The sequence below is a fragment of the Variovorax sp. S12S4 genome (assembly GCF_023195515.1).
GTDB lineage: Bacteria > Pseudomonadota > Gammaproteobacteria > Burkholderiales > Burkholderiaceae_C > Variovorax.
In genome coordinates, this window is the sequence record NZ_JALPKR020000002.1 from 4,267,127 (window position 1) to 4,288,164 (window position 21,038).

Genomic DNA, 21,038 nt, shown 5'->3' on the forward strand with positions numbered 1-21,038 from the left:
TGGGTTGCGGTTCTGCGTTCGATACGGGCTGGCCGCCAACCAGCGTTCTCTCCCACTGCCACCAGGCGAGCGCAAGCCGCCGGGGTAGGTCCGCATCGCCTCTGGTGACGGGCTCCTGAAGACCTTGTGCCAGATACGCCAGCATGTCATGGCGTTGATCTGCGGGCACCGCTGATGCGAACCGCGCCCATGCGTCCGCCGCGCGGCCCTCAGTGTCCTGAAAGAAATCTTCGATGTATTCGGCGCTCGGCAGGAACACCGCGCGCAGCAGCAAAGCTGCGACTGCCTGCGGCTCGAACGCCGCATACGCGAGCGCGAGCGTGGCGCCCCAAGAACCGCCGACAACCAGCCAGCGAGGCACTTCCAGCCGCTCGCGCACAAGGCGCAAATCCTCGAGCAGATCCTTTGTGCGGTTATGGACGGTCGCACCCCGCGGCCGGCTCCGGCCGGCACCGCGCTGGTCGATGCTGATCACGCGGTACCGCGCAGGGTCGAAGAAGCGGCGCAGCAGCGGCGAGCTGCCCGAGCCGGGCCCGCCATGCAGCACCACGGCGCAGATGCCGGCCGGATCACCACTTTCTTCTACATGCAGCACGTGGCCGTGCGGCACCTCGATGGCGTGGGTGCGCCAGGGCTGGGTTTCTGGGTACAGGCCGGTAAAAAGCACGAGGGCCATGGTACGCGGTGGCAGTCATGGTCGATCACACCTAGCGGAAACCCCGAGGCCTTCGCTTCGTTGCCAAGAATTGGCGCGAGAACTATGTGGCACTTTCCAATCGAATCTGAACCGGATTGCGCGCGTTCATGTTTGTTGACGATTTTTGTGCGCATTCAATCCCAGAATCCGCGTTCACTAGGCGCCGATCTCCCTAACCCTCAGATCGCAGACGCCGGAATGCCCAGCCAGACGGCGCGGAACTCACCGGGCTGATTGACTGAAAAACCGTCATGCCCGCGCTTGATTTCTCCAGCCTTTTTGTACAAGCCATCCAGACCCGGACTTGAGAGCGCCATGGCCCACACGACTCCTTGCGAACAATGCGCCCAAACCGGGCTGCCCATTCTTTTCACGCGCTATGCCGCCGCGTACAGCGCGACAAGCGAAGGCAAAGCCGCGCTCGATGCGCTCAAGCCCGGCGGCAAGCTCAAAGCCGAACCCGGTGGCGTGAGCCTGAAAACCGCCAGGTACAACGTGCGCATGCTGCGCGCCGGCTATTTGTACCTGCGGCTGGAATCCGAGTACCGGACGCCCGAATGGCTCGCCTTTGTCGTGCATCCGCATGGCTACCTCACCAAGATCGATATCAACCACCCGGAGCAGACCACCGGCGAAGCCGCTTGCCGGCCCAACGAATGGGGCGCCAACAGGAGCCTGGTGTGGATCAAGGACGCGGAGAACATCACCAAGCTCCATTTCATGTTTCATCCCGACCCGGTCGATCCCCAGCACCTGAAAACGGTCATCGGCAAGGAGCCCGACAAGTACATGCAGACCTTCAAGGTCTCCGCATGGGTCAAGGGTTCGACCGCGCAGGACGACACCCTGCAGCCCGAGCAGCTCGACGCCAAGGTGCTCGAGTTCAAGGCACTGCCCAACAACGCGCTTCAAACAGCAGCCACCGAACAAGTCTTCGGGCTCATGGGTCGCAGCCCTCAGGAGCGCGGCTGGGGCGACTACAGCGAAGTGCGCGAGGGCCGCCACTTCGCTGGCCAGCACGATGAATCCAGAGACGTCGACGGAACCGTCAGCCGCAGCGACAACCCCGGCTTGTCGGGCGCCATCAGCACCGGCTCCTACGTGGCCCACGTGCGGGGCTTCCCTACGACCAGGCCCACGGCCCGCGCCTGCGCCAGATGGTCGAGTTCCTGAAAACCAACAAGGGCGCCGTCGTCGCCTGCGACGACCCCTGGGCATCGCCATGGAATTGAGCCTGCACCATCTCACGGCGGCCACCCCCTATGTGGATTGGCTCAAAGCAACCGACGACAAAGGCATCAGCAACCAGTGGAAGCAGGCCGCCAGCGAAAGCGTGCGCACCATGCGCCTGGCACTGGCCCACAAGGCGGTAGAGGCTTATGACGACGCCACAGACCGACTGCGCGACACGAAGGAAGCGCTCTCGGGCAGCTACCCCGGCTCGGACTCCCATCAGCCCGTCAAGCTGCGCCGCGCCGATGGCACGTACGAAGAAGTCTCGATCGCCGAGCTCAACCGGCGCCGCGCGGCTGAGCTGGACACACGCATCGGCGCCCGCGAAAGCGACCGCTCAGTCCTGGGCAGCCAGGCCGCCAGCGCAGACGCGCTGGCGCGCATCGCCGGGTATTGCGACGTGGGCGCCGTCGCCGCCTTCGACGCGCTGCACAAGACCGAACTCGGCAAGCGCGACGAGTTGATGGACAAGCTCGCCATCGACCTGCACGCCTGGCTCAAGGCCGACGCCCTCACCGAGAGGGCGCTGGGGCGCTACAGCGACAAGGCCGGCATCGACTCGGGCGACGGTGCGCGCTGTGCCGGGCAGTTGTGCGCCATCCTGCTGCAGATCGACAGTGCCCCCAAAGGCCGCCAGTGGTACGCCGCGCTCGACCCGTTCACGCCGGGCAGCAAGAACCTCGTGTGGCGCATGCTGAGCCTGAACAACGCCGAAATCAGCACAGAACTGCATGCCGCGCTCGAATTGCTCACCGTCCCGTTGCCGCCGGCCGGCCTTGAAGTGCACAACGCCGAGGAAAATGCCCGCCAGCAAAAGTCCTATGCCACCGTGCTGGCCGCGCTGGGCCAGCTTGGCAAGACCCTCGGCGCGAGCGACAAGATCAACAAGGGCCTGCCCAAAGTGCTCGATTCAGGCCTCAAGCGGCTGGAGCGCTTGCAGGCCGGCGGCGAACTGGCCAAGGTGGTCTACGACAGCCCGCACGCCGTGCTCGGCGCTGCTGCAATGGCGCGCTTCAAGGCCCTGCCCGCCGCCCGCGCCGAAAGCTTCATCGCCAAGGCGCAACTGATGCTGCTGGCCCGTGGGCTGGGCCAGCAGGCCATGGCCTTCACCCGGAACCAGCAAGCCAACGCACTGACGAAAGCGACCGCCAAGCAGGCACGCTACACGCAGCGCCGGATCGAAAAGGCCATCCAGAGCCAGATCGCCGAAACGGCGGGCAAGGACATGCGCCTGCCCAACGTGCTGCTGGGCTTGAACGCCCTCGCCATCCTGCCGGCACTGGCCAATGCCAACACCCGGCGCGACGAGCGCACCACCACCGAACTGATGGGCACGATGGCGGGGCTGGTGGGCAGCATGCGGCAGTGGCGAGCCGATTTGTACGAGAAGGCGCTGTTCAAACAGTTGCCCGATGCGGTCTACAAGACCCACAAGGCGGGCATGACGAAGGCGACGCAGGCCGAGTTGCTGGCGATGAAGGCGGGGGCGGCGCACTTCGTGGTGGCGGGGGCTGTCGTGGGGGTGGCTTGGGATGCGATGGATGCAGTGACCGCAAGTAAAGAGCAAGAGAACTGGCTTTCACGAGCATATATGGCTCGCGCTGCGACTGGCGGTGCCACCATCTTCGGCGCTATCGTTGGTGCCAGTTATCTTGAAGCCCCACTCTGGCTGGTGCGCTTCAACTTCGTGACGGCAATTGCCGCTGGCGCATTGACCATCGCCATCGGCAAGCTCAAGGGCGATGCTTGGGCCAACTGGCTGCAAGCCCAGCCTTTCCATCAGGCCAACAGCGGGAAGATGCCTCACAAGAGCGAAAAAGAGACGATGAGCAAACTGGCCAATGCCTTGGCGGAAATCGAATAAGGGGCCGGTATGTTCAATTGCGAATCTGGCTTCCTCGTTCATCGCAAGAAGCACGGGCAGCGTGAAGCTGTCGAACTGATTGCAGACATCAACCACTACACGAAGCTTCAGTCGCCCAAAGACAAGCCGAAGAAGAAGAGCGGGGACGCGCAGCCTGCGCTCGACTGGCAGCGCACATTGTTTGATCGCAACGAGCATTTCATCGAACTGTCCAACATGGGGGAGGAGGACAGGTCGTTGATGTTGATATCGTCAGTTTTTTTGCTGGTGGGGCTCTTCGGACTAGCCGTTCTTGCTTGGACACTCGAATTAGTCGGTGGGCATGCCTCTGCGATCGATTGGTACTGGGGAATACTGTTTGCATTCGGTATGACGGCCTTTGCCCTCTGGCTCAACTACATGCTCTGGCCCCTCCAGTACGCCCCCAACTTCTTCACGCTCCTGCGCGCGCGCTACCGTTTCAACCGAACCACCCGCAAGGTCTACGTGCTGCGCCCGGCCCGCTACGGAGGCAACGTGGTGCTGGACTGGGACCGCGTGCAGGCCCATGTGAACTGGTGCGCCCCGCGCGGGATGACCCATGATGACCTGCGCGACCCGGTGGCGCGCCAGGCCCGCCAGGACAACCGCGGCGGCCAGTTCGGCATCTGCGGCCTCGTTCTGTACTGGCCGCCTCTCGATCCTGCCGACAAGGAGCGCGCAGGCGAAGAAGTCCTGTGGGTCGGCCCTAAGCTGGCCGGAGAAAACCTCTGGCAGTACATCCGCACCTTCATGGAAGAAGGCATGGATGCGGTGCCCGAACCTGCGGAGTACGAGTGGCTGCGCAAGGGCTTTCATACGGTGGGGCAGCATGTCGAGGAAACCGTGCTCGGGCCATCCCGCGTGCTCGACCGCGTGGGGGGGCGGGCCGGCGAAGGCGGGGCGTCCATCCAGACCAGCTTCAACTTCATGCTCAACGCGGTGTGGGCGCCGCTGCACTGCTTGGCCGAACGGCTTTGTTCGTGGCCCACCTTCCCCGCGGAATGGAACAGCGACTGCGGCCAGAAGCGGCGCGAGAACGGTCTCGGGCCGGAAGAGCCGCTGCGGTGGACGGCCCGATGAAGCTTTGCCGCGACCAGGTGGCGCCTGCTTGCCCACGCAACCTTTCTCGGACGACCCCATTGCCGCTATTCATGAAAATCATGAAGTCCCATTCATGATTTCACGGCTAGGTTGCGGCGGCGCATCGGTTCAATATGCGTTCTGGAGCACTCGAAGTTCCCGCAGCCGCCACGTGGCGCTGTGCCATCTTTCAGGAGACACAATATGAAATGGGAAACCCCGACGGCAACTGATCTTCGCTTCGGCTTCGAGATCACGATGTACGTCAGCGCACGCTGATTGCGCGCCTCTTCACAACCCGCCCCGGCTCGCCCGGGGCGGGTTGTTTCGAACCCCTTTCTTCCTCATTCGATGCGCATCACCGTTCTGGGCCTGCGGCCGGCGGCGGCTTTCCGCAATGGAACTGCAACTGCCCCAACTGCGCCGGTGTGCGCGCGGGCACGGTGCGCGCCAAGCCGCGCACGCAATCGTCGATCTTCGTACGGCCTGACCATGGCGAGGACGGCGTGCTGTTCAACGCGTCGCCCGACATCCTCGAGCAGATCCGCAGCAGCCCGGTACTGCAACCGGGGCGCGCGCTGCGCGACACCGCCATTGCCGGCGTGGTGCTGATCGACGGACAGGTCGACCATGCCACGGGGCTTTTCATGCTGCGCGAGCGCGGCACGCCGCTGCCGCTGTGGTGCACCGACCCGGTCGCCGAAGACCTGAGTCAGGGTAATCCCGTGCTGCGCGTGCTGTCGCACTATTGCGGCGTGGCGCGTCACCCGATTGCGCTCGACGGCAATGCCTTCGAGGTGCCGGGCGTGCCCGACCTGAGCTTTCGCGCGATGCCGCTCACCGGCAAGGCCGCGCCGTATTCGCCGCACCGCGAACAGCAGGTGCCGGGCGACAACATCGGCGTGACCCTGTTCGACCGCAAGAGCGGCAAGAGCCTGTTCTATGCGCCGGGCCTGGGCGCGATCACGCCGCCCGTGTTCGACGCCATGGCAACGGCCGACGCGGTCATGGTCGACGGCACCTTCTGGACCGACGACGAAATGGTGCGCCTGGGCGTGAGCGGCAAGCGCGCACGCGAGATCGGCCACCTGCCGCAGTCCGGCGAGGGCGGAATGATCGAATGGCTCACGCGGCTGCCCGCGGCCACGCGGCGCATGCTCATTCACATCAACAACACCAACCCCATCCTCGACGAAGACTCCGACGAGCACGCACTGCTGCGGCGCGCGGGCATCGAGCCCTGCGAGGACGGCATGACGATTCAACTCTGAAGCCAAGCGCCGGGCCCACCACCATGCACGCCGACAGAATCCAGGATCCGTTTCGACCGGCCGCGGGCGGCGAAAAGAACGCGCCGGCATGGACGCGCGAGGAATTCGAAGCCAAGCTGCGCGAGCGCGGCCGCAGCTATCACATCCACCACCCGTTCAACGTCATGCTGAACAGCGGCCGCGCCACGCCCGAGCAGATCCGCGGCTGGGTGGCCAACCGCTTCTACTACCAGATCGCGATCCCCATCAAGGACGGCGCGGTGATCTCGAATTGCCCCGATCCGGCGGTGCGGCGCGGTTGGGTGCAGCGCATCCTCGACCACGACGGCTTCGAGCTCGGCGGCATCAAGGACGAAGGCGGCATCGAGGCCTGGCTGCGCCTGGCCGAAGCCGTGGGCCTGTCGCGCGAAGAGGTGACCGACCTGCGCCATGTGGTGCCGGCCATGCGCTTTGCAGTCGATGCCTACGTGAACTTTGCGCGCCGCGCGCCCTGGCAAGAGGCGGTGTGTTCGTCGCTCACCGAGCTTTTCGCACCCGAAATCCACAAGCAGCGCCTGGCCACCTGGCCGGAGCACTATAGCTGGATCGAGCCGGGCGGCCTGAGCTACTTTCGCAACCGCGTGAGCCAGGCACGGCGCGACGTGGAGCAGGGCCTGGCCATCACGCTCGACCACTTCGACACCCGTGCGCTGCAAGAGCGCGCACTGGAGGTGCTGCAGTTCAAGCTCGACATCCTGTGGGCAATGAACGACGCCATGGCAACGCGCTACGGGGTCAGCAGCACATGACAGCGAACAAGGCCATGCTCACCGCCGAAAGCAAACCCCGTGTCGGCCCCGGCTTTCGCCTGCAATGGGAGCCGGCGCAAGACTGCCACGTGCTGCTGTACCCCGAGGGCATGGTGCGGCTCAACGGCAGCGCGGGCGAGATCATGAAGCGCTGCGACGGCGAGCGCAGCGTGGCGCAAATCGTGGCCGACCTGGAACAGGCCTTCGACACCACCGGGCTCGAGCCCGAGGTGCGCGGCTTCGTCGAAATGGCGGCGCAGCAGAACTGGCTGCGCTGGGACGCCCAATGACGAACGCAGCACCTCGCCCCGGACCCCCGCTCTGGCTGCTGGCCGAGCTGACCTACCGTTGCCCGCTGCATTGCGTGTTCTGCTTCAACCCGGTCGACTTTGCGCAGCAGGAGAACGAGCTGGGCACGGAAGATTGGCTGCGCGTGCTGCGCGAAGGCCGCGAACTCGGCGCCGTGCAGTGCGGCCTTTCAGGCGGCGAGCCGTTGCTGCGCGACGACCTCGAAATCATCATTGCCGAGGCCGCGCGCCTGGGCTACTACACCAACCTGCTGACCTCGGGTGTCGGCCTCACGGCGCAGCGCGCCGCCGCGCTCAAGGCCGCGGGTCTGGACCACGTGCAGCTGTCGTTCCAGGATTCCACGCGCGAGATGAACGACTTTCTCTCGCACACCAAGACCTTCGAGCTGAAGAACCGGGTGGCAAAGATCATCAAGGACCAGGGCTGGCCGATGGTGCTGAATGTGGTGATCCACCGCATGAACATCGACCACATCGACCGCATCATCGAGATGGCGCACGAGATGGGGGCCGAGTACCTCGAGCTTGCCAACACCCAGTACTACTCGTGGGCCTTCGTCAACCGCGACCAGTTGCTGCCCACGCACGAGCAGCTGCGGCATGCGGAGGAGGTGACCGACGCCTGGCGCAAGCGCCTGGGCGAGCGCATGCGCATCTTTTTCGTCGCACCCGATTACCACGAAGGCAAGGCCAAGAAGTGCGTCAACGGCTGGGGCAGCATGTTTCTTACCGTGGCGCCGGATGGAACCGCGCTGCCTTGCCACACCGCCAAGATGCTGCCGGGCCTCGAGTTTCCGAACGTGAAGGCGCAGGGCCTCCGCGACATCTGGTTCGACTCCGAAGGCTTCAATCGCTACCGCGGCACCGGCTGGATGAAAGAGCCTTGCGCCAGCTGCGACCAGCGCGAGCAGGACCTGGGGGCTGCCGTTGCCAGGCCTACCTGCTCGCACAGGACGCGGCCGCGGCCGACCCGGTGTGCGCGAAGAGCCCGGACCATCACCGCGTGGTCGAGGCGGTGGAGCGTGCCGCCGCGCGAGACCCCTCGGCGCCGGTGGAGCATCCGCTGGTGTTTCGCGATCCGGCCAATTCGCGCCGGCTTTCCGCAGCGCTCGTCACGCCGGACGCGTGAGGCCGCGCGGCGGCAACTGTTCAGCCGCCTTCTTGTTTCGCGCCTTCGGCTGCTGCTCGCGCTTCCAGCCAAAATCCGGCGCAAACCGCCACGCGAGCAACAGCAGCGCGAGCAGGGCAGGGATCCAGCGCAGATCCGCATCCGTGGGTAGGTACTGCGCATAACGGCGGTCGAGCATCGCCGTTTTCAATGCATCGGTTGTCTGGAGGCGTCGGTAGTTCACACCCACCAGTTCGGCCAGCGATCGCAGGTGGTCTTGCCGCAGTTCGGAAAGATGCTCATGGTTCAGCGTGCCGCCGATGGCCGAGCCTTGCACCACCTCGTCCGCCCGCCAGTAGCCGGCGGGCTCGCCGGTGCTGCCGGTCTTGGGAATGGGCACCGGCACGTCGCCGCCTACGCCGATCAGCCATCCCTTCACATCGCCGGGCTTGATGTCCGTCATCGGCGGCGTTTCGTTGATGCGCAAGGGCGGTGATTCCTGCCCGTCGCTGATGAAGACAAAGCTGGTGTCGGGCCCCACGCTGCGGGCGCCACGCACCGCCCAGGTCACGCCCTTGCTCACATTGCTGGCGTTGGCCCAGCGCATGCGGCCGTCGATGCGTTCGAGCGAGGCCAGCAGTTCTTCGTAGTGGCTGCAGACCTCCACAGGCGCAAGAATCACCAATGAGCGGTAGTCCGAAAAAATGCTCCAGCCCACCCTGGAGCCGCACGGCAGTCCGCCCAGCACGTCACGCATCGCGGCTCTCGCCAGCGCCAAGCGGCTGACGGCCACATGGTTCAGTTCGACATCTTCGACATTCATGCTCTGCGTGATGTCGAAGCTGACCTGCCAGTTGAACACCGGGCGCTGCAGCTGCACGCGCGGCGGCCAGACGGCCAGCGCCAGCAGCACAAAGGCGAGCAGCAGCGGCCCATTGCCCGTGCTGCCGCCGAAGCGCCGAAAAGCAGACAGCCATCGCGCGGGCAGCAAGCGCAGTCTCACGGCAGGTCTCCGGCGACGAAGCCCGGCACCCGGACCCGGCGCTGTTCATGCGCCGGCTGCTGCTCGGCCGAAAAGGCTTCCTGGTCTTCGGGCGCGAGGCGCAGCGCACGCTCCAGGTTGTAGCGCGCGTCCCAGTCCTGCGGCGCGGCGCGCAGCAGGTCGCGCAGCCGCTGCTTGCCCAGTTCGAACAGCGGCAGCGCGCCGGCCTCTTGCGCCATGCCCTGGCGCAGGTACATGTTGCCCAGGTTGAACAGCGCCTGCCGTGCGACAGGGTCGCGTTCTCCGCTCTGGATCAGCGCCGCATAGCCCTTGAGCGCGGCATCGTGCGCGCCCGCTTTCGAAAGGGCCAGCGCCTGCGCCAACTGCAGTTCGCGCGGGGCCGAAAGCGGAGCCGGTGCGGCGTCCTTGCCCGCGGGCGTGTCCGCGATGCGGGCGATCTCGGCGTTCAGGCCGGCCGTGCGGTGCAGGCGCAGCCCACGCTCGCAGGCGACGCCCACGCAGCACAGGCTCAGCACGCCAAACACCAGGTGAATCGTGCGCCGCTTCATGTGCTCTTTCGCCAGCTTTGCAGTTGCACCGAGCGGCACGCGAGCAGGCCCGCGCAGCACAGCATGGCCGCAAGATAGAAGGCCGCGCCGTGGTCGCGCCGCGGCACCCGCTCGTGAATGGTCAGCGGAAAATTCTGCTGGCGGTCGATCTCGGCCATGGCGGCCGCCATGGCATTGGAGTCGTCCACCTGGTAGAGCCGGTAGGGCGTGGCCAGCGTCTTGAAGAACTTGTGCAGCGCCAGTTCCTCGCCAAGGCCGTAGGCAGATACCGTCTCGGTGTTGAGGTTGGGCGAGTTCGGGCCGCTGCGCACGTAGATCCAGTAGAGGCCGATCTTCTCGCGCGCGAGGCCGGCATGAATGCGCTCGCGCGTCGCCTCGTCGAGTTGCGCGCCGCCGTCCGAAACGATCAGGATCACGCGGCTGCCCGAATAGCTTCGGCCTTCGAATTCCTCGATGGCGGCGAGCAGCGCCACGCCCATGCGTGTTTCGGGCAGGCCGCGGCCGATGGCGGTGGCTGCGAGCGCGGCCTGCACGGTGTCGGTCTTCTGCGTGAACGGCACCACCGCGACCGGCACCGTGCTGAAGGTCATGAAGGCGAAGCGGTTGTCGGGCCGCTTGGCGACGAACTCGCTCAGCAGGTCTCGCACCACCTTGGCCTTGGGTTCCTGCGACATGCGGCCCGCGGTCTGCAGGCCGTTGGTGTGCACTGTCGCGTCCATGCTGCTGCTGCGGTCCATGAGAATGAGCACCTCCGCGCCGCGCCCGGCACGCTCGACCACCGCGCCCGATTGGCCCGGCCCGGCAAGGCCCAGAACGGTAAAGGCCATGGCGCCGACCGCGAACGCGCGCCACATGAAACCGACAAGGCGGCCGACCCGATCCGTCGGCAGCCACGCGACGTAAGAAAAGCCCAGCGTGTCGCTGCGCCTGCGCAAGAGCGGCAGCAGCGCGAGCGGCAGCAGGGCGAGCATCCAGGGCTGGGCGAGATCGAAGCGCATGGCTCTGCTCCCGTCAATGCCGATGGCGCTTTTCCGCGTCACGCAGGGCCCGGCACAGCGGCCGGAGCGGGTAGGCCCCCTCGGGCTGCGTGGCCGCGGCAACGCTCTCGGCAAAGAAGAAGCGCCGTGTCGATTCGCGATAGAACTCCTCCAGGCGCGGCTGCAACGGGCGCAGGTACGGCGCCTCGGCCATGAGCTGCGGCAGGCTGGCGTGGTGAACCACGCGGCCGGCGCTCCGATTGAGCGCGCGATGCAGCACGCGCCAGGCTTCCGGGCTCGCGGGATCGCCGATCCGCTTCAGCTCGCGCCAGGCGCTTGCGAACGGAAGCTGCTGCGCTTCGCGCCGGTTGCGCCACGCCCACCAGCCGAGCCAGGCCACAAGCACGGCCAGCAGCGCAAGAACCGAGAACTTCAGCTGTTGGCCGAGCGCGTAGGTGGGAAGCGGGGCCACGGCGCGGTCCGGCCGCAGCGGCTGCAGATCGCCTTGCCCCGGCACTTCGAGCGGCGTCAGCGGGCCGATGCTGATCGGCCAGGCCGGCAGCGCCAGCGGCACGCCCGATGCGGTCGCAATGCTGAGCGCCGGCAGCGAAACGGCGGTGAGCGCGCGCGGCGCGTTGATCACCTGGTAGTCGATGGCCAGCCAGCGCCGCCCCTCGGCATCGGTCTCGATGCGCGAGGGCCTCCTTTCGAGCCACAGGTCGATGCGCGCGGCGCTGGGCAGCGCGCCGGGCTGCAGGGGCCGGCCCGCTTGCTCGAGCAGCACGCGCTGCGTGAGAACGTCGCCGATCACATGTCCGAAGGCGCGCGGCTGCTCGACCGTCGCGGCGCTGGCCGTGCCGGCCGCGACGGCGAGCGCCAACAGGGCTGCCAGGCGCCGGTTCATGCCGTGGTCTCCATGAAGTACCGCGTGAGCGCCTCGGCGTCGAAGCGCCCATGCAAGTGAAAGGGCGGCATGCCGTGCGCGTTGAACAACTCAGTGAGCTCCGCCCGCCGCGCTGCGACGGCATGGCGCCACCGCGTGCGCAGCGAATCGCGCATCCACAGGCTGCGTCGGCTTCCGGTTTCGGCATCGCTCAGCGCCACCAGCGCGCGCGCATCCGGCGGCTCGGTTTCGGCCGGGTCCCAGACCACCAACGGAACGACGCAGGCCGGCGCGAATTGCGGAAGCAGCTCGCCGAGCGCTGCAATGGGCCAGTGAAAATCGGAAGCAAGAAACACCAGCCCCCGCGGCCGACCAGTCGCTCGGTGGCACGCCGCAGGCCCGCCAAGGCGCTGTCGTCGGATGGCGCCGCGCCCGGCGTCGCGCGGCAGTCTCGCAGCATCTTGGCCATCAGGCTCCCGTTGCCGCGGCTGTGGCGCGCTGGCACGAACAGTTCTTCGCGCTCCCGCTGGTCGAAGGCCAACAGGCCGACGGTGTCGCCCGCCCGAAAGGCGCTGTAGCCCAGCGCCTCGACCAGGTCGGCCACCACGTCGAGCTTGCGCCGCTCGGCGCCGAAATGCATCGACGCCGACACGTCCACCACCACGTGCACGGGGATGGCCACGCGGAGCCGATGGATGCGGACCAGCCAATCGCCGCGGCCGTCGCGCACGCTGGCACGCAGGTCGATGCGGCGCGGATCGGGATGGTCGAACAACCGGCGATGCGCGGCAAATTCCTGCCCGCTGCCCTGGCTCAGGCCGCGCTGCGCACCGGGCCGCCAGCCGCCGAAGCGGCGCGGCAGCTGGTAGTGGAATTCGTCGACGCGGTCCACGGTCAGTTTTCCAACGTGATAGCACCGGCCAGCGCAGCGAAGCCCATTCGGGAGCACCCGCGGAACCGGCTTTGCCGGGCCGCTGGGTGCGCCCCCAGTGGGGGAGGCGCCGAAGGCGCTTCGGGGGCGTTCATGGTTATGGCGCTGCGATCTTGTCCATGATCTGCATCACCAGCGCTTCCGACAGCTCGGCGCGGCGCAACTCGTACACCGGCGTAAAGAACACGCGGTGCCCAAGCACCGAAGGCAGCACCGCCGCAAGATCGGCGGGCTCCAGGTGCGAGCGGCCTTCGAGCCATGCCACGGTGCGCGCCGCGCGCAGCAGCGCGCTCATGCCGCGCGGGCTTGCGCCGGCAAGAATCAGCCGGTCCATGTCGACGTTGTCCAGGCGTATGCCGAACTTCTGCGGCGCTTCGGTGGCTTCCCACACATCGAGCACATAACGCTCGATGGTTTCGCTGGCGCGCACGCTGCGCTGCACCTCCGCGGCAATGGCGTTGAGCCGGTCCCACGGCAGGATGGCCGGCGCCACCTTGTCGATGAGCCCTTCGGTGTCGTGGTAGGCCGTGTCGAACACCAGCGACTGGCGGATGGCGCGGTCGCTCGGCTTGGGCATGTTCAGCTCGAACATGAAGCGGTCGCGTGCTGCGGAGGCCAGCTCGAAGGTCTCTTCGCGCTCGACCTTGTTGCGGTCGGCAAACACCGTCATGTGCGGAAAGCTGTACTCGCGGTCGAAGGCCGACACGGTGCGCTCGGCCATGGCGCGCAGCAGCAGCGACTGCACCTGCGGACGGGCCCGGTTGATCTCGTTGAAGAAGAAGGTGACCAGCCGCTCGCCGTGGCGCAGCAGCGGCCGGGGATCGATGCGCGGCCGGCCTTGCGCATCGACATAGGTGTGATAGACAAGGTCGCCCGGCATCAGGTCGACCGTGCCCTCGACGCGTTCGAAGTCGCCGCCGATGGCGCGCGAGAAGGCGCGCAGCACCGTCGTCTTGCCGACGCCCACGTCGCCCTCGAGCAGCACGTGGCCGCGCGCGAACAGCGCCACGTTGATGAGGCGGATCGTCTCCGCCTGCCCGATCACCGCCTTGGCGACTTCGCTTTCCACGCGCAGCGCAAGGCGCCGCCAGTCTTCGAGTTGTTCCTGGGAGCCCATGGTGGTGCCATCGAAGCCCGCCGGGGCTACTTCGACTCCATCATCTTCTTCAGGTGGGCGAGCCCGCCCTTGTAGACGCCGGTCACCGCCTTGAGCGCGGCTTCGTCGTTCTGCTCCGGCGGCGGGTTGTTGTTGGGAAAGCCGCGGTAGAAGGCGCCGCGCCATTCGACGACCGACTTGCCGCCGTCCGCCACCACGGAGAGGATGGAGGTGTAGTTGGTGACCGGCAGCGCGCCGCCGTCCTTGGCGCGGTAGCTGTATTTCTTTTGCGCGTCGTCGTAGCTTTCGAGCGTTTCGACCAGCGTGCCGCCGTCCTTGAGCTTGACGGTGCGAACCGAGCCTTCGGCGTTGCCCTTGTCGGCCGGACTGTCGGCCACCGCGGGGTGCCACTCCTTCAACGCGTTGAAGTTCTTGACCTTGGCCCATACCGCATCGGCGGGCGCTTCGATGGTGACTTTCTCGCTCACTTTCTGGCGCGTCGGCCCGTGGGCGAGGCTGGAGGCCGATGCGGTGAGCAGGGCGGATGCGAGCAGGACGGAGAGAGTTCTTCGGCTGAAAGGTTGAGTCGGCATGGAAAACGTCCGTGATGAAGGAGAAAAGAAAGGTCGGGAAAAGATTCAAGGCTCCACGGGCGCGCCGATGAAGGCGCCGAACCCGCGGCTGTTCTGCCCCGTGGCGATGGTGGCGAGCTTCTGCCCGCTCGCGGCGTCCAGCACCTGCACGTTGTCGTCCATCCAGTTCACGACATACACGCGGTCGCCATGCGCGGCAACGCCCTCGGGGTAGGCAAAGCCGGGCAGGGTGCGCAGCACCTTCAGCGAGGCGGCGTCGATCACGCTCACGGTGTCTTCGTGCTGGTTGGTCACATACAGAAGCGCGCCGCCCTGCGCCAGCGCGGCGCCGTAGGGCGCCTTGCCCACTTTCACGGTGGCGACGAAGGCGGGCCTGCGGGTGTCGCGCACATCGACCACCGTAACGTCGTTGCTTTGCACGTTGAGTGCATAAAGCCGAGCGCGCGGAGCGTCGTAGAGCAGCGCGAACGGATGGCTGCCGACGCGCACGCGCGCAGCCACCCGGCGCGTGGCGGTGTCGACCACGGCCACGCTGTCGTCGTCGCGCTCGGCCACGAACACCGTGGCGCCGTCGGAATGCGCGGCCACGCCCGCCGGCGCACGGCCGACGGCAATCGAGGCCAATGGCTTCGAGGCTTTGTCAGCCAGTGCATCGAACACCAGCAGACGGCTGCTGTACCAGTCAGCCGCGTATAGGTGCTTTCCGTCCCCGGAGATGTCGATGCCCACCGGCCCGTCGCCCGCGGGCAGCGTGTTCACCACCTTCTGCTGGCGCATGTCGATGACCGAGATGGTCTTGCTGTCGGGGTTGGAGACGAAGGTGCGGCCCGCGCGACTGGACGCGACCACGCCGGCCGGCGACTTGCCCACCGGAATGCTGGCGACCACCCGTTGCGTCGCAAGGTCGATCACCGACACGTCATGGCTGCCCTGGTTGGTGATGTAGGCGAACGGCGCGGCCCCGGCCGAGGTGCAGAAGAGCAGCAGGGCGGCAAGCATCAGGCGCGCAGGGGGTGCGGTGGCCGTCATGGCAGCTTGCCCTGGGTGATGTGACTCAGCGTGCGGTCGGCGGGCCGATGAAGCAGCCCTTGGTCACCTTGGCCTGCAGCGCCTTGTAGCGCTTGATGTCGGCCTGCAGCTTTTCCGAATCGCGGATGTAGCCGCCGCGCTCGCCGCCGATGGTGGTTGCCTTGGCCGCGGTGCTCAGCTGCACGTAGTCTTCGTACTTGATCTCCTTGGCGAGCGCGTCGAGCGCGCAAGAGCATTTGTTCGTCATCTCGAAGTTGCCCGCGTCCGGATGGGCGGCGATGCACTCCTGCACGTACAGCACGCGGTCCACCGTGGGAAAGTCGTTGTTCGTGCGCGGAGCGCCGTGCACGCCCATCGGCAGGGCCAGCAGGCAAAGAATGCGGAGAATGTTTTTTGTCATGGCTTTCGCGGGAAATTCGAAAAAGCGACCTTAGCGTGCCGGCGCCTTGGCACCGTCGATGAGCAGCTCTTCGACGAGCAGGGGCTGCGCCGCAGCGCTCTCGCCCGGTGTGGAGGTGCGAATGCCGTACACGCCGCCCGGCACGGCATCGGACAGCGTGAAGCGGTAGCTCTTCTTCGCAAACCTTTCGTACTTCGGCCGGTTCGGGTCGTCCAGGAAGGGGCTGAACGCAATCTCCTTGCCCTTGACCGTGCGGCCCTGGTAGCGCAGTGACACGTCGCGTACATCGGCGGCCTGGTAGATCGCCATGCGAATGCGCTTGCGAAAGTGGTAGTCGGAGCCGCGCGTGAGCCGCTTCATCTCGCGAACATCGTGTTCCAGAAAATAGAGGATCACGGGGTTGCCCTCGGCCGCAGGCACGTCGGGCACCTGGACCTTGCGCGCGTCGCTCAGGAACACGCCCTTGGCGTCGCAGCAGCGGCCGTCGGCCTTGGCGCTCAGCGCCACGGTCACGCTGTCGTCGAAGTTCTGCTCGAAGGTGCCGGTCTTGCCGAAGGTGTAGCGCAGCAGCATGGGCGCCTGCAGGCCCTTGAGCTGCGGCGTCATGAAAAGCAGCCGCTCGGCCTGCGAGAAGTCGCGCTTGTCGGTCTCGGCATGCGGACCGATCGGGGCAAGGAGCAGGGCGCAGAGCAGGGCGCGCAGCGGGAAGGCAATGGCGAAGCGCATGAAAGACCCGATCAGTTGTTGGGCGCTCCGAAAGATGCATCGACCAGCGGAACGCCGTACTCCTTCAGGATGGCCTGGATCTCGGGCGCCTTGGATTCGATCAGCCCCTCGATCTGCTGCTTCCATTCGCGCTCGCCGTAGCGCACGCCCATGGCCATCTGGTAGTCGAGCTTGAGGCCCTTCTCGGACTTCAGCGGCACCACGACGAGATTCGGCGTCTTGACGCGCTTGGCGAAGAAGCCCGCAATCGGCCCCCACACGACCACGGCGTCGAGCTTGCCTTCGGCCAGGTCCCGCTCGACGATCTCGCCCGGGTACTGGGCGGGGTCTGCGCTCATGAGCTTGTAGGGAATGCCCTGCTCCAGCAGGCCGTGCCGGTTGAGCCATTGCGATGCCGGCGAGCGGTCGTAGATGCCGATGCGCAGCGACTTGAGCTTGGCCGGATCGAGCTTCAGGAAGTCTTCCGCCGAGGCCACGTTGTCCATGCCCTTGCCCTTGGGAAACACCAGCGCGTAGGTCGAGCGGTAGTAAGGCTTGGTGACCGAAACCTCGTCGAGCCCGACGGGCACGCCCATCACGATGTCGCACGGATAGTCTTGCCCCGGCAGCTTGTAGCGCAGCGTGTTGCGAAAGAAGGCCAGCCGCTGCGGAAACGAGTAGTAGGTTACCGGCAGCCCCAGCGCCTTGCCGAACAGCTCGGCAATGCGGTTCTCGATGCCTTCTGCCTTGGCGTTGGAGAAGGGCATGTTGTTGGGGTCCTGGCACACGCGCAGCGCCTTGCGCGGCGGCGTTTCCTGGGCCATGGCCACCGCCGGAACCAGCGCGCAGCAGCATGCCGCGCCCGCCAGCACCGCCCCGAGGCGTGCGCCGAAAGCCACGGGCCTGCCAGCGCGCGGCCGGGCGGTCATTTGTTTTCTTCCACGCGGGCGCGCGTGATGGCGCCGTCGGACCGGCCCTTCAGGTAGGCATAGAGCTGGTTGATGTTTTCCATCACCGCCGGGTTGTTGCCGAAGCTCTGCATGCCCTTGTCCAGCCGTCCGTCACGCACGACCTTGATGAATTCTTCCTTCTTCAGGGTCTTCAGGCTGGTGATGAGGGAAGGTCCCACCATGCCTTCCTGGTTGGGCCCGTGGCAGCGGTCACAGGCCGCGGAGCGCCAGGTACGGAAGCCCTTCATGGTCTCAGGGTCGACCTTGTAGCCATCGGTCACCTTGTAGGGCGCCGGGTCCGGCGCTGCAACGGCCAGGGTGCAGGCCACGCCTGCAATCAGAAAAAGGGAAGACAGCAACGCTGACGTACGGAATTTCATGGCTCCAGGGTCTCCGATATTGTGGGAAATACAAGGGAGAGCCCTCTCGTGAGTGCGCTCTCCCGGCCCCGCGTTTCATCTCTCGCGGGTTGCGGTCTCGTCAGTTCTTCGGCAGCGCGAACACCGTCAGCGAACCACCGAGCTCGGTGTACTGGCTCAGCTCCTTGTAGCCGCCGACTGCGCCCAGGCCTTCGGTGCTCTTCTCGGGGTCGATGCCCGCGGCCATGCCGATGCCGGCCCAGCCGCCAATGCCCGAGAACACGCCGATGTACTGCTTGCCCTTGTGCTCATAGGTGAACACATTGCCGATGATGCCGGACGGCGTCTTGAACTTGAACAGCTCCTTGTTGATGTCCTTGGCGTCCACGCACTTCAGGTAGCCCTCCAGCGTGCCGTAGCAGGAGATGCCGCCGGCGGTGTTCAGCGAGCCGCTCCACACCGAGAACTTCTCGGCCTTGGTCTGCACGATCTTGCCGGTGCCCGCATCCCAGGTGATGAAGTTGCCCATGCCGCCATGGCTGCCCGGCGTGGGGTACATCGACAGCGTGGCGCCCACGTACGGCTGGCCCGCGGTGTATTCGACCTTGAACGGCTCGTAGTCCATGCAGACGTGGTTCGTCGGCACGTAGAAGAGTTTGGTGTTGGGATCGAAGGAGGCGGGTTGCTGGTCCTTGCTGCCGAGCGCCGCGGGGCAGATGCCCTTGGTGTTCACGTCCGCGCCGTTCTGCGCCGTGGAGTACTTGGCAACCACCTGCGGGCGGCCCGTCTTCATGTCCACGTGGGTGGCCCAGTTCACCTTGGGGTCGTACTTCTCGGCCACCAGCAGCGCGCCGGTCACGCGGTCCAGCGTGTAGGCAAAGCCGTTGCGGTCGAAGTGCACCAGCGCCTTGGTCGGCTTGCCCTTGACGTTGATGTCCGCCAGGATCATTTCATTGATGCCGTCGAAGTCCCATTCGTCGAAAGGCGTCATCTGGTAGACCCAGTTGACCTTGCCCGTGTCCACGTCGCGCGAGAAGATACTCATCGACCACTTGTTGTCGCCGGGACGCTGCGAGGGGTTCCAGGTCGACGGGTTTCCGGTGCCGTAGTACACGGCATTGGTCGCCTTGTCGTAGCTGTACCAGCCCCAGGTGGTGCCGCCGCCGATCTTCCACTGGTCGCCCTTCCAGGTCTTCAGCGAAGAGTCCTTGCCCACCGGCGCGAGCTTGCCGTCGGTCCAGGTCATGGTCTTGGCCGGGTCCATCAGCATTTCTTCGTCGGGGCCCGTGCTGAAGCCCTTCCACGCCAGCTTGCCGTCCTTGATGTTGTAGGCGGCCAGGAAGCCGCGCACCCCGAACTCGCCGCCGCTGATGCCGGTGATGACCTTGTCCTTGAAGACGTGAGGGGCGTTGGTGTTGGTGGCGCCGACCTTCGGATCGCCGTTCTTCACCGTCCACGCCACCTTGCCGGTCTTCGCGTCGAGCGCCACCAGCGTGGTGTCCGCCTGTTGCAGGAAGACCTTGCCCTCGGCATAGGCGAGGCCCCGGTTCACGGTGTCGCAGCACATGACGGCAATGACCGACTGGTCCTGCTTGGGCTCGTACTTCCAGAGGATCTTCTGGGTTTCTATGTCGAGTGCGTACACCTTGTTGGGAAACGGCGAGTGCAGGTACATCGTGCCGTCGACCACCAGGGGCGAGCCCTCGTGTCCGCGCAGCACGCCGGTGGAGAACGTCCACGCGACCTGCATCTTGCCCACGTTGCTCTTGGTGATCTGATTCAACTTGCTATAGCGCTGGTTGAACATATCGCCCGCTTGCGTGGCCCAGTTCTTGGAGTTGGCGATGTTTTTCTCCACGTCGGCATTGGCTAGCGCCAAAGCCGGGAGAGCCAACACCGCGACGCCGATATGCCGTACGAGACGGCCGGCGATCTGCCTGGAAAACTTCATATATGTCTCCTCACATTTCAGTGGGTTTGGAACACGGATCTGGCAGCAGCCAGCGGATCTTTCGATCGCTTTGGCGAATGCTGCGGTCCGCAACATCCATGCCTGCCGTTTTCAGCCGTGCCCGGCCCACGTTGCATCGCGCGCCGGTTGCCAAGGCCTCAGGCTTCACTCGCGGGGACGCCTGAGCAGTGTGTCAGCGCGCAGCTTGCGACGGCGTACCGCAAGGCGCATCGGACCTAGGGAAATCCCGGGCCGTTCGAAGCATTGCGCAGCGCAGCACAACACGCATGCGCTTGCGTGCGCCTTGTGTGCGCATCCAAATTTGACGCAAAGTGTCTCGTGCAAAGTACGCATGCCCGGCGTGGATGAGCAGCAGGGGCCGCTTGCGCGGGCAAATGAATAGGGACGCATCACAGTGAAAACCCTTGCCGGCCAGAGGCACAGAATTTGCGGCTTGATCAGCAAACGGCCCATACCATCGAAGCCCGGACAGCTCGACAAATCTCACCGATCTACATGCTGCGAACCATCGACTTAACCAAGCGCTATGGAACGCGCACGGCGCTTCGGTCGTTGTCGCTGCAATTGCCGGCGGGCCAGTTCGTGGCGCTGCTCGGCCCCAACGGCGCGGGCAAGTCGACCCTGTTCCAGGTGTTGACGGGCATGTTCGCGGCCGATGAAGGCGAGGTAGAGGTCGCCGGCCATTCGCTGCGCCGCTCGGCCACTGCTGCACTGCGGCACATCGGCGTGGTGTTCCAGCAGATGTCGCTCGACCTGGACCTGAGCATCCGGCGCAACCTGCTGTTCCAGGCCGACCTGCACGGCCTGCCGCGGCGGCTCGCGCAGGAGCGCATCGCATCGGCCTGCGATCGCCTGAACATCGACGCCGACCTCGACCGCAAGGTGCGCGAGCTGTCGGGCGGCAACCGCCGCAAGGTCGAGCTTGCGCGCGCCGGGCTGCACCGGCCCGCCGTTCTGCTGATGGACGAAGCCACGGTGGGGCTCGACCCGAAATCGCGGCAGGACCTCCTGGCGGCCTTGCGCGCGGACGTGCGCGAACGCGGCGTGTGCGTGCTGTGGGCAACGCATCGGGTCGAAGAGGCCGAGGAGGCCGACCGCGTGCTGGTGCTGCACAAGGGAGCGCTGCTGGCGGACGGCACGCCCTCGCAGGTCACCGGGTTGCTGGGCGGCGCCACGCTGGAGGCGGGCTTCATCGCACGCACGGCCTGAAACAAGAAGAATT

At 66.0% G+C, this 21,038-nt stretch carries 21 protein-coding genes and 3 pseudogenes; 9 read left to right on the top strand and 15 right to left on the bottom strand.

The annotated features are described in order from the left end of the window. Position 1: 1 nt before the first annotated feature. Both M0765_RS21025 and M0765_RS21030 read right to left on the bottom strand, forming a co-directional pair. Positions 2-676 (bottom strand): annotated as a pseudogene (locus M0765_RS21025) (alpha/beta fold hydrolase); the annotation flags it as partial. 200 nt (positions 677-876) lie between these two features. Next, complete coding sequence (locus M0765_RS21030) at positions 877-1,014, bottom strand: hypothetical protein (RefSeq protein ID WP_258505738.1); 138 nt, start codon at positions 1,012-1,014, stop codon at positions 877-879. Here M0765_RS21030 and M0765_RS21035 point away from each other — a divergent pair. The 8 genes and pseudogenes from M0765_RS21035 to pqqE all read left to right on the top strand — a co-directional run bounded on the left by M0765_RS21035 (position 1,013) and on the right by pqqE (position 8,391). Next, entirely contained in the window at positions 1,013-1,870 is an 858-nt protein-coding gene (locus tag M0765_RS21035) for a T6SS effector BTH_I2691 family protein (RefSeq protein ID WP_258505739.1), read from the top strand. The two genes, M0765_RS21030 and M0765_RS21035, sit on opposite strands and share 2 nt — an antisense overlap. 49 nt (positions 1,871-1,919) lie before the next feature. Beyond that, positions 1,920-3,794, top strand: coding sequence for a T6SS effector BTH_I2691 family protein (locus M0765_RS21040; RefSeq protein WP_258503330.1), 1,875 nt, complete (start codon positions 1,920-1,922; stop codon positions 3,792-3,794). A gap of 9 nt (positions 3,795-3,803) precedes the next feature. After that, positions 3,804-4,895 carry an MFS transporter gene (locus M0765_RS21045; protein ID WP_258505740.1) on the top strand — a complete coding sequence of 364 codons (1,092 nt, stop codon included), beginning with the start codon at positions 3,804-3,806 and terminating at the stop codon, positions 4,893-4,895. Between the two features lie 204 nt (positions 4,896-5,099). After that, positions 5,100-5,174 (top strand): pyrroloquinoline quinone precursor peptide PqqA, encoded by a 75-nt coding sequence (pqqA, locus tag M0765_RS21050; RefSeq protein WP_010100094.1) that lies wholly within the window; start codon positions 5,100-5,102, stop codon positions 5,172-5,174. Positions 5,175-5,323: 149 nt separating this feature from the next. Next, a complete protein-coding gene (gene pqqB / locus M0765_RS21055; protein WP_258505741.1) occupies positions 5,324-6,166 on the top strand; it encodes a pyrroloquinoline quinone biosynthesis protein PqqB in 843 nt (280 codons plus the stop codon). A 23-nt stretch (positions 6,167-6,189) separates the two neighbouring features. Further along, on the top strand, positions 6,190-6,954 hold the full coding sequence (gene pqqC / locus M0765_RS21060) for a pyrroloquinoline-quinone synthase PqqC (protein WP_258505742.1): 765 nt from the start codon (positions 6,190-6,192) through the stop codon (positions 6,952-6,954). Beyond that, positions 6,951-7,244, top strand: a complete 294-nt coding sequence (gene pqqD / locus M0765_RS21065) for a pyrroloquinoline quinone biosynthesis peptide chaperone PqqD (RefSeq protein ID WP_258505743.1) — start codon at positions 6,951-6,953, stop codon at positions 7,242-7,244. The genes pqqC and pqqD overlap by 4 nt, the downstream gene beginning before the upstream one ends. Continuing rightward, positions 7,241-8,391, top strand: a pseudogene (gene pqqE / locus M0765_RS21070) (pyrroloquinoline quinone biosynthesis protein PqqE). Before pqqD ends, pqqE begins: the two are co-directional and overlap by 4 nt. Here pqqE and M0765_RS21075 read toward each other — a convergent pair. The 13 genes and pseudogenes from M0765_RS21075 to M0765_RS21135 all read right to left on the bottom strand — a co-directional run bounded on the left by M0765_RS21075 (position 8,375) and on the right by M0765_RS21135 (position 19,795). Next, on the bottom strand, positions 8,375-9,373 hold the full coding sequence (locus tag M0765_RS21075; RefSeq protein WP_258505744.1) for an MxaL protein: 999 nt from the start codon (positions 9,371-9,373) through the stop codon (positions 8,375-8,377). The pseudogene pqqE and the gene M0765_RS21075 sit on opposite strands and share 17 nt — an antisense overlap. Beyond that, entirely contained in the window at positions 9,370-9,921 is a 552-nt protein-coding gene (locus tag M0765_RS21080; protein WP_258505745.1) for an MxaK protein, read from the bottom strand. The genes M0765_RS21075 and M0765_RS21080 overlap by 4 nt, the downstream gene beginning before the upstream one ends. Further along, positions 9,918-10,919: a vWA domain-containing protein gene (locus M0765_RS21085; protein WP_258505746.1), complete on the bottom strand. Its 1,002-nt coding sequence runs from the start codon at positions 10,917-10,919 to the stop codon at positions 9,918-9,920. The genes M0765_RS21080 and M0765_RS21085 overlap by 4 nt, the downstream gene beginning before the upstream one ends. A gap of 13 nt (positions 10,920-10,932) precedes the next feature. Next, positions 10,933-11,802 carry a calcium incorporation protein MxaA gene (locus tag M0765_RS21090; protein ID WP_258505747.1) on the bottom strand — a complete coding sequence of 290 codons (870 nt, stop codon included), beginning with the start codon at positions 11,800-11,802 and terminating at the stop codon, positions 10,933-10,935. Next, positions 11,799-12,673, bottom strand: a pseudogene (locus M0765_RS21095) (DUF58 domain-containing protein). Before M0765_RS21095 ends, M0765_RS21090 begins: the two are co-directional and overlap by 4 nt. A 136-nt stretch (positions 12,674-12,809) precedes the next feature. After that, positions 12,810-13,829 carry an AAA family ATPase gene (locus tag M0765_RS21100; RefSeq protein ID WP_258505748.1) on the bottom strand — a complete coding sequence of 340 codons (1,020 nt, stop codon included), beginning with the start codon at positions 13,827-13,829 and terminating at the stop codon, positions 12,810-12,812. 26 nt (positions 13,830-13,855) lie between these two features. Next, positions 13,856-14,401 (bottom strand): SRPBCC family protein, encoded by a 546-nt coding sequence (locus M0765_RS21105; RefSeq protein WP_258505749.1) that lies wholly within the window; start codon positions 14,399-14,401, stop codon positions 13,856-13,858. 45 nt (positions 14,402-14,446) lie between these two features. Next, complete coding sequence (locus M0765_RS21110) at positions 14,447-15,430, bottom strand: YncE family protein (protein ID WP_258505750.1); 984 nt, start codon at positions 15,428-15,430, stop codon at positions 14,447-14,449. A gap of 25 nt (positions 15,431-15,455) precedes the next feature. Next, complete coding sequence (locus M0765_RS21115) at positions 15,456-15,830, bottom strand: hypothetical protein (RefSeq protein WP_258505751.1); 375 nt, start codon at positions 15,828-15,830, stop codon at positions 15,456-15,458. Positions 15,831-15,860: 30 nt separating this feature from the next. Then, positions 15,861-16,556, bottom strand: a complete 696-nt coding sequence (locus tag M0765_RS21120) for a hypothetical protein (RefSeq protein WP_258505752.1) — start codon at positions 16,554-16,556, stop codon at positions 15,861-15,863. Between the two features lie 11 nt (positions 16,557-16,567). Continuing rightward, positions 16,568-17,464 carry a substrate-binding domain-containing protein gene (locus M0765_RS21125; RefSeq protein WP_258505753.1) on the bottom strand — a complete coding sequence of 299 codons (897 nt, stop codon included), beginning with the start codon at positions 17,462-17,464 and terminating at the stop codon, positions 16,568-16,570. Further along, positions 17,461-17,865: a c-type cytochrome gene (locus M0765_RS21130; RefSeq protein WP_258505755.1), complete on the bottom strand. Its 405-nt coding sequence runs from the start codon at positions 17,863-17,865 to the stop codon at positions 17,461-17,463. The genes M0765_RS21125 and M0765_RS21130 overlap by 4 nt, the downstream gene beginning before the upstream one ends. 100 nt (positions 17,866-17,965) lie before the next feature. Continuing rightward, positions 17,966-19,795, bottom strand: coding sequence for a methanol/ethanol family PQQ-dependent dehydrogenase (locus tag M0765_RS21135; RefSeq protein ID WP_258505756.1), 1,830 nt, complete (start codon positions 19,793-19,795; stop codon positions 17,966-17,968). A 516-nt stretch (positions 19,796-20,311) separates the two neighbouring features. Between M0765_RS21135 and M0765_RS21140 the strand changes: the two genes are divergently transcribed. Further along, positions 20,312-21,025: an ABC transporter ATP-binding protein gene (locus M0765_RS21140; protein WP_258505757.1), complete on the top strand. Its 714-nt coding sequence runs from the start codon at positions 20,312-20,314 to the stop codon at positions 21,023-21,025. Positions 21,026-21,038 lie beyond the last annotated feature (13 nt).

Excerpts from the sequence above, each read along its gene's own strand:
- M0765_RS21035 (WP_258505739.1), top strand. The coding sequence starts at position 1,013 with ATGGCCCACACGACTCCTTGCGAACAATGCGCCCAAACCGGGCTGCCC.
- M0765_RS21030 (WP_258505738.1), bottom strand. The coding sequence starts at position 1,014 with ATGGCGCTCTCAAGTCCGGGTCTGGATGGCTTGTACAAAAAGGCTGGA.
- M0765_RS21040 (WP_258503330.1), top strand. The coding sequence starts at position 1,920 with ATGGAATTGAGCCTGCACCATCTCACGGCGGCCACCCCCTATGTGGAT.
- M0765_RS21045 (WP_258505740.1), top strand. The coding sequence starts at position 3,804 with ATGTTCAATTGCGAATCTGGCTTCCTCGTTCATCGCAAGAAGCACGGG.
- pqqC (WP_258505742.1), top strand. The coding sequence starts at position 6,190 with ATGCACGCCGACAGAATCCAGGATCCGTTTCGACCGGCCGCGGGCGGC.
- pqqD (WP_258505743.1), top strand. The coding sequence starts at position 6,951 with ATGACAGCGAACAAGGCCATGCTCACCGCCGAAAGCAAACCCCGTGTC.
- M0765_RS21080 (WP_258505745.1), bottom strand. The coding sequence starts at position 9,921 with ATGAAGCGGCGCACGATTCACCTGGTGTTTGGCGTGCTGAGCCTGTGC.
- M0765_RS21085 (WP_258505746.1), bottom strand. The coding sequence starts at position 10,919 with ATGCGCTTCGATCTCGCCCAGCCCTGGATGCTCGCCCTGCTGCCGCTC.
- M0765_RS21090 (WP_258505747.1), bottom strand. The coding sequence starts at position 11,802 with ATGAACCGGCGCCTGGCAGCCCTGTTGGCGCTCGCCGTCGCGGCCGGC.
- M0765_RS21100 (WP_258505748.1), bottom strand. The coding sequence starts at position 13,829 with ATGGGCTCCCAGGAACAACTCGAAGACTGGCGGCGCCTTGCGCTGCGC.
- M0765_RS21105 (WP_258505749.1), bottom strand. The coding sequence starts at position 14,401 with ATGCCGACTCAACCTTTCAGCCGAAGAACTCTCTCCGTCCTGCTCGCA.
- M0765_RS21110 (WP_258505750.1), bottom strand. The coding sequence starts at position 15,430 with ATGACGGCCACCGCACCCCCTGCGCGCCTGATGCTTGCCGCCCTGCTG.
- M0765_RS21115 (WP_258505751.1), bottom strand. The coding sequence starts at position 15,830 with ATGACAAAAAACATTCTCCGCATTCTTTGCCTGCTGGCCCTGCCGATG.
- M0765_RS21120 (WP_258505752.1), bottom strand. The coding sequence starts at position 16,556 with ATGCGCTTCGCCATTGCCTTCCCGCTGCGCGCCCTGCTCTGCGCCCTG.
- M0765_RS21125 (WP_258505753.1), bottom strand. The coding sequence starts at position 17,464 with ATGACCGCCCGGCCGCGCGCTGGCAGGCCCGTGGCTTTCGGCGCACGC.
- M0765_RS21130 (WP_258505755.1), bottom strand. The coding sequence starts at position 17,865 with ATGAAATTCCGTACGTCAGCGTTGCTGTCTTCCCTTTTTCTGATTGCA.
- M0765_RS21135 (WP_258505756.1), bottom strand. The coding sequence starts at position 19,795 with ATGAAGTTTTCCAGGCAGATCGCCGGCCGTCTCGTACGGCATATCGGC.
- M0765_RS21140 (WP_258505757.1), top strand. The coding sequence starts at position 20,312 with ATGCTGCGAACCATCGACTTAACCAAGCGCTATGGAACGCGCACGGCG.